This window comes from Natrinema pallidum (genome assembly GCF_005890195.1).
In the GTDB taxonomy this organism is placed as follows: domain Archaea; phylum Halobacteriota; class Halobacteria; order Halobacteriales; family Natrialbaceae; genus Natrinema; species Natrinema pallidum.
In genome coordinates, this window is the sequence record NZ_CP040637.1 from 1,484,041 (window position 1) to 1,496,653 (window position 12,613).

The window sequence follows — 12,613 nt, forward strand, 5'->3', positions numbered from 1 at the left end:
CAGCCACATAGAGGTAGTCACTCGCGGCGCGCCCGTCTCCCGCGGCGCGTGCCGGACGGTCAGCCTCGCAGCCGCCGTCGATCCCCGGTTCCCTCGGTCAGGGCGCTCGCCAGCGCGCCTTCGAGGACGACGTCGTCGCCGTGGTCCGTGACGCGGATCTCGGGGACGTTCGTCATTACCATCTCCGAGACGCGTTCGCGGATGGGATCGACGACGAGGTCCTCGTTGTGCAGTGCGACCGCGCCGCCGAAGGAGACCACGATCGGGGCGAAGGCGTGGACGACGTTGGTCACGCCGATGGCGTTCCAGTGGGCGAGTTGCTCGATGACGTAATCAGCCAGTTCGTCCTCGCCGGCCAGTTCGAAGACGTCTTTCGCCGTGAAGTCGGGACCCTCGACCGGGAGGGCCGTCGATATCGTCGGATCGTCCTCGGCGAGCAGTCGAGCGTAGTCGGGGATGGCGTTGCCGGAGCAGTAGGCCTCCCAGTGGCCGTCGCGGCCGCAGCCACAGGTCAGGCGACCCTGCGGGTCGACGACGTAGTGGCCGACCTCGCCGGCGTTGCCGTCCCAGCCGCTCATGACCGCCCCGTCACAGCAGACGCCGGCACCGATCCCCGAGGAGATGGTGATGTAGGCCATGTCATCCGGGTTGCTGACGGCGTGAAAGCGCTCGCCGATGACGCCCGCGGTGGTGTCGTTGTGGAGATAGACATCCTCGCTGTCGATCAGTTTCGCGATCGGTCCCGTCAGCGGGATCCGGTCGATGGAGTCGGGGAGGTTGGCGGGATCGATCACTGCTCCCTCCGCGAGGTCGAACGGACCGATCGAACCGATGCCGGTCGCGGCGATGCGCTCGGGAGCGATCCCGGCGTCGACGCACGCCTCGCGAAGCGTTCGAAGGACACCTTCCGTCACGTCGATACCCGTCGGCCCGCGTGGCGTGGATCGGCGACTCACGCCGATCGTCGTCCCGTCGGCCTCGGCAACGATGGCCCGGACGTTGGTCGCGCCGAGATCGACGCCCGCATAGTAGACCATGCTGTCTAGGGGACGACTGCGGCCGTACTTAACTACCCAGATTGTACTCGACAACGAGTTGCGATTTCGATACGTTACGGGTCGGGAACCGGCCGGCAGCGAGCCGTCGGCGACACACGTATGGTAGCATGCGACATAGTTCGCCGTATGGGTACCGACGACACCCGACCGACCACGGAGCCGTCCGCCGAACCGGAACCGACGCTGTCCGACGCGGAACGTAACGCGCTCCACGAGGTCGAACTCGGCCTCGAGTGGGTCCAGCGCGCACAGGGCTGTCTGCTCGAGTTCCACCACGCGACGGGTCACGGGATGGATCACCTCTATCGGGCCGAGGAGTTGCTCAGGGCGGCTGGGCACGACGAGTTCGCGGACGCGATTCGGACCGACCTGCTCCCCCACGGCGTCGTCGACGAGGACCGCTGGTCCTACGACGTCGTCGAGAACTTTCAGGAGACGTTGCTCGCGGAGACCCGATCGCTCGAGCGACGAGTCCGACGGGATCTGGCCGATGGCGAGCGACACGTCCGCGAGCGCCGACAGGAGCGGACGTGGAAACGACGCGCCGACGAACGGGAGTAAGAGAACTACGACGTGGGAGCCGGAGAAAGCAGGGACCGACCGGGTCGGCGCTAGTCCATCACGTCGAGGTCGCGGAAGTACGTGACCGGGCAGGGCGCTTGCAGGATGATTTCCTGTGAGACGGAGCCGAGGACAGCCTTTTCCGCGGGCGAGCGTCGGCGACCGCCGACGATCATGCGGTCCGCGTCGACGTCGATCGCCATGTCGACGACCTTCGTGCTGACTTCGCCGAGCGCGCCCTTGATCTCGTACTCGACGCCGGCCTCCTCGAAGCGATCGGCCAGTTCGGGAACCGGCGCGCGCTGGGCGGCGACCGCGTTCGGATCGACATCGTCAACACGGGCATCGAATCCAAGGTCGTCGTGGATGTCCTCGTACTCCTCCTCCGTGAAGGCGTGCCCGATCACGACGGTCGCCTCGAGCGGCGCGGCGATCTCGAGGGTCGTTTCGGCGAGTTCCGGCGCACGCACTGTGTCCATCGGTCCGACGGCGAGAAGTACCGTATCGATTGCCATACCGTCACAGTGGTTGTGCCATCCGCTTAAGTATTCTCGTCGTTGCAGTATTGCGGAAACCGCGCTCCCGGGGCGGTGAAGCCGCTCTCCCGACGGCTCGGCGGACGAAGGCAGTGCACGGCTCAGTCCGCGTCGTCGTGGCGAACGAACGTGACGGGACAGGGAGCCGACAGCAACACTTCCTGTGCCGTCGAGCCGAAAACCGCTTTGCCGGTCGGTGATCGCCGCCGCCCGCCGACGACGACGCGGTCCGCGCCGACGCTGGCTGCCAGATCGACGATGGTCGGACCGTGTTCGCCGACCGCACCCCGGACTGCGTAGTCGACGTCGTGCTCGTCGAGAACGGCCTCCAGATCGTGGATCGTCGCGTGGCGCGTCGCCACCGCATCGGGGTCGATCTCGTCGACATCGGGGTCGAACTCGAGGCGGTCGAGCACGTCGTCGTACTCGCTGCTGGTGAACACGTGGGCGAGGACGACGGTCGCGTCGGCCGGGTTCGCGACTTCGATCACCGCTTCGGCGAGTTGATCGCTGCGGTCGCCGTCGCCGGGACCGACGGCGAGCAAGACCGTGTCTAGCATCGGTGACGTATTGACCGCGCACCGCCGTAAATCCGCGGGGTGCAGACACCCACCGCCGGTCGCCGAGACCCGGGTTCCGGACGATTTTTGCCCGTCGTCGCCGACCGACACTGCATGGAGGGTCCCGATCTCGCAGGCCAGACGGTACTCGTTACGGGCAGCGCAACGGGCGTCGGTCGCGAACTCCTGCTCTCGACGGCCGATTGCGGCGCGCGGACGGCGGTTCACTACCACACGAGCGCCGACGCCGCCCGCGAGGTGGCCGACGCCGCCCGCGACCGCGGCGCGGAAGCGGCGATGACGGTCCAGGGCGACGTGACCGACCCCGACAGCGTCGACGGACTGTTCGCCGCCATCGAGGACGAACTCGGGACCGTCGACGTGCTAGTCAACAACGTCGGCGACTTCGCGCCAGCCCACTGGGCCGACCTCGAGTTCGAGACCTGGACCCGCGTCCTCGAGACCAATCTCAACGGCACCTACCTCTGCTCGAAGCGCGCCCTGCCCGGGATGCGCGAGCACGAGTACGGACGGATCGTCAACATCGGCTACGCCTCGAGCGAGCAGGGGCTCGTCAGTCCCAAGAACTTCCCCTATTTCGTCGCGAAGAAGGGCGTGCTGATGTTTACGCGCATGCTCGCGGCGGACACGCAGGACGACGGGATCACGGTCAACGCGATTTCGCCGTACGTCGTCGAGAACTCCGACGAGTTCCCCGCGGAGTTACCGCGGGGTCGACCCGCGAACTTCGAGGACCTGATCGCGCCGCTGTACTTCTTCCTCGATCCGGACAGCGAGTACGTCAGCGGCGAGAACCTCGAGGTCGACGGTGGCTGGTTGCCCGAGACGGTGTGAGCCCTCGACGCTGTTTGGCTACGGCTTTTCGTGCGGTCGGCCCCTGATTCCGGTATGAGTCTCCCGATCGCGATGGGCTGGCGACATCTGCTCTTCGCCAACTGGCCCGTCGATCCGGCAGTCGTCTCGGAGCGACTCCCCGATAGCCTCACTGTCGAGCCCTACGACGGCCGGGCGTGGCTCTCGGTCGTGCCGTATCTGAACGTCGACGTTCGCCCCCGAGGCGTTCCAGCGAGCGTCGGCGTCGACCTGCCCGAACTCAACCTCCGGACGTACGTCAGCCGGGACGGCGAGCCCGGCGTCTACTTCTTCAGCCTCGACGCGGCGGGTGCCCTCGGCGTCGTCGGCGCGCGTCTCTTCCACCGGCTGCCCTACTACTACGCCGACATCGAGATCGCCGCGACCGACCGCGGAATCGCGTTTACCAGCGAGCGCCGGCATCCGGGTGCGTCGCCCGCCGAATTCGCCGGCACCTACGAGCCGGTCGGGGACGCGTTCACACCTGCCCCCGGCTCGCTCGCGGCGTTTCTCACCGAGCACTACCGCTACTACACGACGGCTCGAGACGGCACGCTTCGCTACGCCGACATCGACCACGAGCCCTGGACGCTCCGTGCGGCGACGGCCGAGATCGAGCGAAACACGCTCTTCGAGGCCAACGGGTTCGACGCGCCCGCGGGGACGCCGGTCTGTTACTACAGCCGCGGCGTCGACATCGCGTCGTCGCGGAATCGGCGGTGGGGGTAAGTCGACCGCGAGGGTAGTGACCCGACGCTGATCGAAGCGGACGCCCTCGAGGCGGTCGAAGACGCCGCCGACAGCTCGCTCGAGTTCCACCTCGAGAAACGGGGTTCCGAGGGGCGCTGGTCAATCATGGCGGCCGCCGTGCCCGAATCCTCGCGGGCGGCGTCGTGTGCGCCGGCGGCGAACGCGAGGCGCGGTCGTTACCGGTCGACCGGAAAGAGCGGAACCTACATGTTCGCGAGCCCGAACGGGGACGTACGATGAACGAACCTGGCATCCAGTCGCTGATGGACCAGGAAACGCTCGATCGGCGCGTTCGAACCGGTGCGGCCCCCGAGTGGGTCGCCGACCACTGGCACTCGTTTCGCGAGGGGGTGCTCGGCGAGCGAAACGGAACGTCGTTCCCGTGTTTCTTCGGGGCCGAATCGGTCCGGGACGGCGACCCGCTCTACACCGCCGTGCCGTCGATGAGCGACGCGGACGCCCTGCTGACGCTCCGCGATCGGATCCTCGAGTACCTCGACGTCTACGAGGACCACTCCGGGCGGGCCTCCCTCGTCACCTTCTTCAAACCGCCGGCCGAACCGCTGTCCGAGCGGGAGTACCATCGGACGTTGTGGCACGTGTTGCAAACGCTGCACCTCCACGACCCCGATCCGTGGCCCGACTCCATCCCGACGGACCCCGACGACCCCCATTGGGAGTTCTGCCTCGGCGGCGAGCCCATGTTCCCGACCTGTCGAGCCCCGTTCTACGAGCAGCGCAAGAGCCGGTACTGTCCCATCGGCCTCGAGATCACGTTCCAGCCGCGGGCGCTGTTCGAGTCCCTCTCGGTGACGGCCGACACCGAGGCCGGCCAGCGCGCCCGAGACATCATTCAGGGACGACTCGAGGAGTACGACGGCGTCTGTCCCCACGCCGACCTCGGCGACTGGGGCGTCGAGGGCGACCGGGAGTGGCCACAGTACATGCTCTCGGAGGACGACGCACGCGCCCCGTCGACGTGCCCGATTACGATCACCCGGACGCATCCGAAACCCGCCGCGAGGCTTCCATGACGAACGGCGGAAGCGCCACGGACGACCCCGCGGTGGACGACGAGCGACTCGCGGCCGCTGCCCTCGTCCTGATCGACTTCCAGCAGGGATTCGACGACCCCTCGTGGGGGAACCGTACCAACCCCGACGCCGAAGCGAACGCGGCGCGGCTGCTCGAGCGCTGGCGCGAAACCGACCGGCCGATCGTCCACGTTCGACACGACTCCACGGAGCCCGATTCGCCGCTCCGACGCGGCGAACCCGGGTTTGCGTTCAAGCCGGAGACGGCACCGCTCGCGGGCGAGACGACGATGGAAAAGGCCGTCAACAGCGCGTTCGTCGGGACGGAACTCGAGGCGTGGCTTCGTGAACGGGGACTCGAAACGCTCGTGATCGCCGGACTCACGACGGACCACTGCGTCTCGACGAGCACGCGGATGGCGGAGAACCTCGGCTTCGACCCGCTTCTCGTCAGGGATGCGACGGCGACCTTCGACCGGACGTTCGACGGCGAGTCCGTCGACGCGGCGACGGTCCACCACACCGCACTGGTCCACCTCGAGGGCGAGTTCGCCGACGTGGTGACGACCGACGCGGTCCTCGCGAAGCAGTCCTGAGCCGACCCGCCCGGCCGTGACGCTCGACTCGTGTCTCTCGCTTGCGACCGGTGACGTCCTCCCCACACTTAACCGGGTTCCCGTCCTCGAGTCGGTATGCGAGTCGCAGTCGCCGGCACGTTCGGCCCCCTCCACGACGGTCACCGAACCCTGTTCGAGCACGCGCTCCGGTTCGGCACGGACGGCGTCGTCGTCGCGCTCACCAGCGACGAACTGGCGGTCGAGACGCGCCACGAACCCCGCCCCGTTCCGCCGCTCGAGGAGCGAACGCGGGCGGTTACGGAGACGCTCCGCGAACTCGACGAGTGGGACCGCGACGTCGAACTCCGGGCGCTCGAGACCGAGTACGGGATCGCGACCGAGGAGCCGTCGATCGACGCGTTGGTGGTGTCACCCGAGACGGCCCCCGAACTCGAGGCGATCAACGACCGTCGCCGCGAGCGCGGGTTCGACCCGGTATCCGGAATCGTCGCTCCCTACGTCTATGCCGACGACGGCGAGCGGATCTCCTCGACGCGGATCGTGACGGGGGAGATCGACGAGCACGGACGGACGGTCGCGTAGCGTCGATCCCGTCGGACGAACGAGTCGATGACGCAATAATAATAGCTCGGGAGACTGTCAACGTAGGTAATGACCGGAGATCGGCGACCGCTGTTGGTCCTGTTACTGGCGAGCGCACTGCTCGCGACTCTGCTGATTCACCTGCGGTTCGTTCCGCGATACGTTCCCGACGACGTGGTGTTGACCGTGCTGACCGTGGGTGTCGGGTGGGTAACGTATACGCTCGCGTTTTACGCGCTCGGCCGGCTGACGGCTGCGCCACGACACCAGGAGTTTCCCGACATGCGGTTCGCGGACATCGGGATCGCGTTCCTCCTCGTCTCGATGTTGCTCCTGCTCGCCTTCGACGCGTTCGGACTCCCGTTCGACGGGTTGCTCGGCGTCTATGCCGTCCCCGCGCTCGGGATCTACGCCGGCCTCGCGTGCATCGGCTGGTCGATCGGCCGCCGAACGGAAGCGATCAACGAGATCGTATCGTGAGGCGCGTCCACATTCGTCGTCACACTCCGGGGACTTAGTCGTCGTCAGAGCCCGAGTTCGCCACGAAAACCGGCACGTCACCGAACCGGATGACGTGGTCCGTGACGCTGCCCATCGCCAGCCGGTGAACACCGCCGCGACCGCGGGACCCGATAACGATGAGGTCGGCGTCGATCTCTCGAGCGTACTCGAGGAGCGCCTCCGCCGCCGCCCCTTCGCGGACCGTTCCAGTGACCTCGAGCCCGGCCGCCTCGGCCCGGGCGACGATCTCGTCGACGTACGACTGTGCCTGGCCGCGGATCGCGTCCTCGGCGCTCGCGGCATCGCCGGGGAGCCGGAGATCACCCAGCGGCCCGGTGTCGGCGACGCAGACGACGTGCACCGTCGCGTCGTGGGTGGTCGCGAGTTCGATGCCGGTTTCGGCGGCGGCCGCGGCGTGGTCGCTGCCGTCCGTCGGCAGCAAAATCGTGTCGAACATCGTCCCAGTCGTACGACCAGGGCCGTGAAATTCCTGCCGGAACGACGGATGCGCCACGGCCGGGACGGGCGAGGGCTCAGACAGCGGTCAGCGGAAGCATCACCAGCACGCCGATACCGATGCCGGCGGCAAGCCGAACCTTGCCGCCGTAGGGTAATCGCTCGCCGATCGCCAACGCCTCGGGAATGAACTCCGTGAGGACGAGGTAGATCATCGCACCGGCGGCAAAGCCGAAGCCGTACGGAAGGAACTCGCGTGCGTAGCGGACGAAGCCAAAGGCGAGGACGGCCCCGATCGGCTGGGGCAGGCTCGAGAAGACGGCCCACCAGACGAGTTTCCAGTTCGCGACATCCATCGAGCGCAGGGGGATCGAAATCGCGGTTCCCTCCGGGATATTATGGATCGAGATCGCGACCGTCATGAAGACGGCCAGGACCGGGATGGTCAAGCCGAGCAGTTCGGTCCCACCCTCGAGTCCGAGATCGGCAAAGGAGACGCCGATGGCCACGCCCTCGGGGAAACTGTGGACGGTTAGAATCCCCAGAATGAGCACGAGTTTCTTGAAGTCGGCTTCCTCGTACTGCCGAGGATCGATCTCGACGTCCATCAACACGTCGTGGGCGATCACGACGAGCGCGACGCCGGCCGCAATCCCGATCGCGAGCTCGAGGGGGGTCCCCTCGGCCAGCCCCTCCTCGACGAGCCCGAACAGCGAGGCGGAGAGCATGATCCCGGAGGAGAGCCCCCAGAGAATTACGTTTCGACGATCGCTGATGCCCTCGAAGAAGAAAAACGGGAGCGCGCCGAGGCCGGTCGCCAGCGCGGTAATGAGCCCAGCAACGAACACCAGCGCGAGGTTCTCGAGGAGTGCCATCCGTCGGGAACGTGGAACCGAGGGCATAAATCTGCGGCGGAGCCAGCGTCTCTGGCCGTTTCGATGGCAATGTGCCCGTCGTATGAAGGGGTGGTCGCTGGCGCGGGAGACCCCCGTCCCCATCGACCGGTACCGTCAACAGTCGGCCGGTCAATGACGCGTGTATGTCACTGTGGCGATCCCGCCGGACCGGCTACTATCTCGCCCTGGTGGCCGTGACCACCATGATTTCGACGCTGGTGTACAACTACGGGATGGGGACGTTGGAGAACGATCCACAGCCGCTCTACCGATCGCTCCAGATCATCTCCCAGACGTATACCACGACTGGGTACGGCGAGGACGCGGGATGGTCGACGCTCCAGATGAACCTGTTGATGATCGTCCTCCAGCTAACGGGGATCGGCCTGATTCTCACGGGGGTCGATGTCTTCGCCGTCCCGTGGCTTCGAAACACGCTCGCGACGACGGCTCCCACGGTCGCACCCGATGTCGAGGACCACGTCGTCATCTGCGAGTATACGCCTCGCGGCGAGGCGTTCATCGAGGAACTCGAGTCCCGCGGTCAGACGTACGTCGTCGTCGAGGGAGACGAGGAGATGGCCATGGACCTCCACGAGGCGGACTATCGGGTCGTCCACGGGGACCCGGAGTCGACCGACGTACTCGAGAACGCCGGTATCGAACGGGCGAGGGCGGTCGTGGCCGACGCGACCGACGACGTGAACGCGAGCATCGTTCTCTCGGCGCGCGAGGCGAATCCGGACATCCGAATCGTGACGCTGGTCGAGGACCAGCGCCTCGCGGAGTACCACGACATCGCGGGCGCCGACGAGGTGCTGTCGCCGCGCCAGTTGCTCGGCGAGAGCCTCTCCCATCGGGTGCCAACGGCCGTGACGACCGCGGTCGACGATGGGATCGAAATCGGCGACGATCTGGAACTGGTCGAGCTGTCGATCGCCGAGGGAAGCGACCTCTGCGGCCGGACCGTCGACGAAATCCAACCCCGCGAACGGTTCGGCGTCGACGGGATCGGTGCCTGGATCGACGGCGCATTCGAGAGTCCGATCCCGCCGGACCGCGAGTTCGATACGGGGATGCGGCTACTCGTCGCGGGCGAACCGGAGCGCATCGACACCATGCGGGCGGAGGCGATGTCGACGGTCCACGCCGTTTCGGCCCGGCACGTGCTCATCGCGGGCTACGGCGAGGCGGGTGCGGCGGCGAGCGACGCGCTCGCCGATGCGCACACACGGGTGACCGTCCTCGACAGCGACGACAGGGCCGACGTCGACGTCGTCGGCGACGCTCGCGATCCGAATGCGGTCCGTGAGGCCGGTGTCGAGGACGTCTCCGCCGTGATCGTGACCCTCGACGACGATACGACGGCCGTCTTCGCGACGCTCGTCGCCCGCGAGTTGAACCCGTCCGTCGATATCATCGTCCGTGCGAACGACGCCGACAACGTCCAGAAGCTGTACCGGGCGGGTGCCGACTACGTCCAGTCGCTGGCCACGGTCAGCGGACGGATGCTCGCCTCGACCGTCTTCGATGACGAAGAAGTACTGGCCGTCGACAGGGAGATCGACGTCGTCAAACTACCCGCCGGGCGGTTGGCCGATCGGACGGTCGTCGACGCCGACGTTCGATCGCGAACGGGGTGTACCGTCCTCGCCGCCGTCAGGGACGGCGAGACGATCTCCGAGTTCGATCCGGCGACGTTCGTCTTCGAGGAGGGCGACGATGTCGTGCTCGCTGGTACCGACGAGAGCGTTCAGTCCTTCGAAGCACGGTTTCTCGCCTGAGAACCGACGTCGTGTTCACCGGCGGCGGATTAGAGGAAAGAGCCGAGATCGAGATCCAGTCGCTGTTTCGCGAGATCGATGAGCAACGGTACGTCCCCGGGCTCGAGCAGTTTCGCGATGGCGCGGGCGTTGCCCTTGTTTGCCTTTGCCAGCGTGTCGTCGTCGAGTCGCTGGAGATCCCGCATGAGGTCGTCGTAGCGGTCGTTCGGGGCGAGATAGAGGAGCTGTGTCATCAGCAGCCGGTTCTTGGCGTTTGGCGCGACATCGCGGTTCCAGAGCGTCTCGTAGACCGCGAGGTTCTCGGCGGTCGGCTCGACGCCGTCGTGTTTGAGACAGCTGTCGGCGGTGGCGGCGGCCGCGCGACCGGACTGCATGCACTTGTTGATCCCTTCGCCCCAGAGCGGGTCGAGGCTCGGGACGGTGTCGCCGATCGCCATGAACCGATCGGTGTGGAACTGCTCGGGTTCCTGAATGTGGGCCGAACCGCGGTGTTGTTTGCCCTCGATCGGTTCGGCGTTTCGGAACCGTGGGTCCGTCTCGAGCCAGTGAGAGAGGTAGTCGTCGATCGTGAAATCGTCGCGACTGTACTGGTCGTGGCTGCCGTTCTGGATGTAACAGAGGCCGACCTTGGCGGTGTCGTCGCCGGTATGGAAGATCCAGGAGTAGCCGCCGGGGGCGATCTCGTGATCCAGCCGCAACATCATGGCGTCGCGCAGATCCGCGAAGCCGGGGCGATCGATGTCGATACCCTCGAACTCGTACTCGATACCGATAGCGTGGTTCTCGCGTTTGAGATCGACGATACCGAGCTTCTTCGCGAGGGGGGCGCTCGGGCCCGTCGCGTCGATGACGATATCGCCGTAGACCGCCTCGTCGCCGTTGTAGGTGACGCCGACGATCTCGCCGTTCTCCATGATCGGCGCGGTGACGCGAGCGTCGAATCGGTACTCCGCCCCATCGTCGCGGCTGTCACTGACCAGATAGCGTTTGAAATCCGCGAACTCCAGTACGGCACCGGTCTGGTCGCGGACGTAGTGTTCGGTCGGCGACTCGAGGACGACGCTGTCGGTGTACTGCATTACGACGTCGTCGGGGATGCCGAAGGCGGCCATCATGGAGTGGAACGTCCCCGCGGTGGACTTGTTGCTCTGACGCGGGAACTCGTCCTCGGCCTCGGTCTCGAGGACGACGACGTCGTACCCTCTGGCGGCGAGATCGCGGGCACACTGTGCGCCGGCGGGACCGGCACCGGCGATGACTACGTCGTAGCGGTCGTTCATGTAATCCAGACTGTTGTGGACCTTAATTAGTTTGTCCTGTTACGGTCGCCGGTATGTGGCGGAATTCCTTGCGCATCGGCCCTGGAACCGAAAGCGCGTCGAACCCCGACCACAGCGTCGGTCGCAGGCGATAGGCGTCACGCGACCGACGCGAACGGAACGGTCCGTCCGAGCAAGTGGACACGCTGCGACCGGCCGCGAGTCCGGTCACGCATACGCTTGTGGTGGCCTGAGTGCCGCGACGTACTCGGTGCCATCGTACCGGACGAACCAGTCCCCGGTTTCCTCCTCTCGCTCGAGCGCCGGGTGCGAGAGAAACCGATCGGACAGCGACCGAAACGCGTCGTCCTCCTCATCACCGGCGTACCTGCTCTCCTCGATCGCCTCGGTGACGATTTTTCCCTCGGCATCCGAAAGCCCGGTCAGTTCGAACCGGTAGTTCGAGCGAAGCCAGGCCAGGAAGTCGTCGGCCGTCGACGCGACGCGCTCGGCTTCGTAGTGGTAGGTGTACCCCTGTATCTCCTCGGTACTCGCCAGTTCGACCGGATAGCGCTGTCCGTCCCGGACGACCGCATCGATTTCCATCTCCGGGACGAGGACTGACGCGGTCAGTTCCTGTTGGTCGTAGTATTCGTGTGTGGATTCGTACTCCCGGTCCCCGGTTTCCGGCGGAAGAGCGCCACGAAGCGCTGCGCTGTCTGTCTCCGACAGCGTCTCGTATTCGACCGCGGTCGTCGCGTCGTCGGACGCCATCGTCGCCGCGTTGACCCGGATGTCCGCTTTGGTCAACATCCGTTCGACCGTGTTGGTCAGCGAGAGCGTGTAGTACGCTCCATCGTACTCGAGCGGCCGTTCGACCGACGATCCGGCGGCCGGTATCGCGGGCCTCGGGTGTGGCTCCGGGGAGGGGCTGTTTCGTTTGTGGGTTCCGCGTTCGATCGTTTCGACGATCGGGCGGAGTCTGTCGGACGTGGTATCGACGGGGATCGTCCTGACCGCGCTCGAGAGGAGCGCATCGTCGGCCGTCTCCCGCAGCTCCATGTGTGGGCCGTGGCCCGAGCAGCCGGCGATCACCGCTGGAACGGTCGCAGCGACCGCTCCGAGTACCTGTCTGCGCCGCAGTGACGGGGACATATAGTGTTTCAAACACTATTCAGTCACAGG

Annotated in this window: 15 protein-coding genes; 8 read left to right on the forward strand and 7 right to left on the reverse strand. The window is 66.4% G+C overall.

Annotated features, from left to right (window positions below):
• Positions 1-59 precede the first annotated feature (59 nt).
• Positions 60-1,037: an ROK family protein gene (locus FGF80_RS07370; RefSeq protein ID WP_006185841.1), complete on the reverse strand. Its 978-nt coding sequence runs from the start codon at positions 1,035-1,037 to the stop codon at positions 60-62.
• Between the two features lie 147 nt (positions 1,038-1,184).
• Between FGF80_RS07370 and FGF80_RS07375 the strand changes: the two genes are divergently transcribed.
• The gene (locus FGF80_RS07375; RefSeq protein WP_006185842.1) at positions 1,185-1,619 is read left to right on the forward strand and encodes a hypothetical protein; all 435 of its coding nucleotides are present in this window, start codon (positions 1,185-1,187) and stop codon (positions 1,617-1,619) included.
• A gap of 50 nt (positions 1,620-1,669) precedes the next feature.
• Here the strand turns inward: FGF80_RS07375 and FGF80_RS07380 are convergent, their stop codons facing one another.
• Together FGF80_RS07380 and FGF80_RS07385 are read right to left on the reverse strand one after the other, a co-directional pair.
• A complete protein-coding gene (locus FGF80_RS07380) occupies positions 1,670-2,134 on the reverse strand; it encodes a universal stress protein (RefSeq protein ID WP_138653103.1) in 465 nt (154 codons plus the stop codon).
• Positions 2,135-2,256: 122 nt separating this feature from the next.
• Positions 2,257-2,715 (reverse strand): universal stress protein, encoded by a 459-nt coding sequence (locus FGF80_RS07385; RefSeq protein WP_006185844.1) that lies wholly within the window; start codon positions 2,713-2,715, stop codon positions 2,257-2,259.
• A gap of 114 nt (positions 2,716-2,829) precedes the next feature.
• On the opposite strand from FGF80_RS07385, the gene FGF80_RS07390 reads away from it, so the two are divergent.
• From FGF80_RS07390 to FGF80_RS07415, 6 genes are all read left to right on the forward strand, one after another.
• The gene (locus FGF80_RS07390; protein WP_006185845.1) at positions 2,830-3,570 is read left to right on the forward strand and encodes an SDR family NAD(P)-dependent oxidoreductase; all 741 of its coding nucleotides are present in this window, start codon (positions 2,830-2,832) and stop codon (positions 3,568-3,570) included.
• Positions 3,571-3,624: 54 nt separating this feature from the next.
• Complete coding sequence (locus FGF80_RS07395; protein WP_138653105.1) at positions 3,625-4,317, forward strand: YqjF family protein; 693 nt, start codon at positions 3,625-3,627, stop codon at positions 4,315-4,317.
• A 257-nt stretch (positions 4,318-4,574) separates the two neighbouring features.
• A complete protein-coding gene (locus FGF80_RS07400) occupies positions 4,575-5,372 on the forward strand; it encodes a YqcI/YcgG family protein (protein WP_138653107.1) in 798 nt (265 codons plus the stop codon).
• A complete protein-coding gene (locus tag FGF80_RS07405) occupies positions 5,369-5,968 on the forward strand; it encodes a cysteine hydrolase family protein (RefSeq protein ID WP_138653109.1) in 600 nt (199 codons plus the stop codon). The genes FGF80_RS07400 and FGF80_RS07405 overlap by 4 nt, the downstream gene beginning before the upstream one ends.
• Positions 5,969-6,064: 96 nt before the next feature.
• Complete coding sequence (locus FGF80_RS07410; protein ID WP_006185849.1) at positions 6,065-6,532, forward strand: phosphopantetheine adenylyltransferase; 468 nt, start codon at positions 6,065-6,067, stop codon at positions 6,530-6,532.
• 69 nt (positions 6,533-6,601) lie between these two features.
• Positions 6,602-7,012: a hypothetical protein gene (locus FGF80_RS07415; RefSeq protein WP_138653111.1), complete on the forward strand. Its 411-nt coding sequence runs from the start codon at positions 6,602-6,604 to the stop codon at positions 7,010-7,012.
• A 34-nt stretch (positions 7,013-7,046) separates the two neighbouring features.
• Here FGF80_RS07415 and FGF80_RS07420 read toward each other — a convergent pair whose 3' ends face one another.
• A complete protein-coding gene (locus tag FGF80_RS07420; RefSeq protein WP_006185851.1) occupies positions 7,047-7,490 on the reverse strand; it encodes a universal stress protein in 444 nt (147 codons plus the stop codon).
• A gap of 76 nt (positions 7,491-7,566) precedes the next feature.
• Positions 7,567-8,364, reverse strand: coding sequence for a ZIP family metal transporter (locus FGF80_RS07425; protein ID WP_138653113.1), 798 nt, complete (start codon positions 8,362-8,364; stop codon positions 7,567-7,569).
• A gap of 164 nt (positions 8,365-8,528) precedes the next feature.
• Between FGF80_RS07425 and FGF80_RS07430 the strand changes: the two genes are divergently transcribed.
• Positions 8,529-10,169 (forward strand): potassium channel family protein, encoded by a 1,641-nt coding sequence (locus FGF80_RS07430; RefSeq protein WP_138653115.1) that lies wholly within the window; start codon positions 8,529-8,531, stop codon positions 10,167-10,169.
• Between the two features lie 29 nt (positions 10,170-10,198).
• On the opposite strand, the gene FGF80_RS07435 is transcribed toward FGF80_RS07430, so the two are convergent.
• Entirely contained in the window at positions 10,199-11,449 is a 1,251-nt protein-coding gene (locus tag FGF80_RS07435; protein ID WP_006185854.1) for a digeranylgeranylglycerophospholipid reductase, read from the reverse strand.
• 207 nt (positions 11,450-11,656) lie between these two features.
• The gene (locus FGF80_RS07440; RefSeq protein WP_238705361.1) at positions 11,657-12,583 is read right to left on the reverse strand and encodes a hypothetical protein; all 927 of its coding nucleotides are present in this window, start codon (positions 12,581-12,583) and stop codon (positions 11,657-11,659) included.
• Positions 12,584-12,613 lie beyond the last annotated feature (30 nt).

Coding starts and splice junctions, on each gene's coding strand:
- FGF80_RS07370 (WP_006185841.1), bottom strand. CDS start 1,037: ATGGTCTACTATGCGGGCGTCGATCTCGGCGCGACCAACGTCCGGGCC.
- FGF80_RS07375 (WP_006185842.1), top strand. CDS start 1,185: ATGGGTACCGACGACACCCGACCGACCACGGAGCCGTCCGCCGAACCG.
- FGF80_RS07380 (WP_138653103.1), bottom strand. CDS start 2,134: ATGGCAATCGATACGGTACTTCTCGCCGTCGGACCGATGGACACAGTG.
- FGF80_RS07385 (WP_006185844.1), bottom strand. CDS start 2,715: ATGCTAGACACGGTCTTGCTCGCCGTCGGTCCCGGCGACGGCGACCGC.
- FGF80_RS07390 (WP_006185845.1), top strand. CDS start 2,830: ATGGAGGGTCCCGATCTCGCAGGCCAGACGGTACTCGTTACGGGCAGC.
- FGF80_RS07395 (WP_138653105.1), top strand. CDS start 3,625: ATGAGTCTCCCGATCGCGATGGGCTGGCGACATCTGCTCTTCGCCAAC.
- FGF80_RS07400 (WP_138653107.1), top strand. CDS start 4,575: ATGAACGAACCTGGCATCCAGTCGCTGATGGACCAGGAAACGCTCGAT.
- FGF80_RS07405 (WP_138653109.1), top strand. CDS start 5,369: ATGACGAACGGCGGAAGCGCCACGGACGACCCCGCGGTGGACGACGAG.
- FGF80_RS07410 (WP_006185849.1), top strand. CDS start 6,065: ATGCGAGTCGCAGTCGCCGGCACGTTCGGCCCCCTCCACGACGGTCAC.
- FGF80_RS07415 (WP_138653111.1), top strand. CDS start 6,602: ATGACCGGAGATCGGCGACCGCTGTTGGTCCTGTTACTGGCGAGCGCA.
- FGF80_RS07420 (WP_006185851.1), bottom strand. CDS start 7,490: ATGTTCGACACGATTTTGCTGCCGACGGACGGCAGCGACCACGCCGCG.
- FGF80_RS07425 (WP_138653113.1), bottom strand. CDS start 8,364: ATGGCACTCCTCGAGAACCTCGCGCTGGTGTTCGTTGCTGGGCTCATT.
- FGF80_RS07430 (WP_138653115.1), top strand. CDS start 8,529: ATGTCACTGTGGCGATCCCGCCGGACCGGCTACTATCTCGCCCTGGTG.
- FGF80_RS07435 (WP_006185854.1), bottom strand. CDS start 11,449: ATGAACGACCGCTACGACGTAGTCATCGCCGGTGCCGGTCCCGCCGGC.
- FGF80_RS07440 (WP_238705361.1), bottom strand. CDS start 12,583: ATGTCCCCGTCACTGCGGCGCAGACAGGTACTCGGAGCGGTCGCTGCG.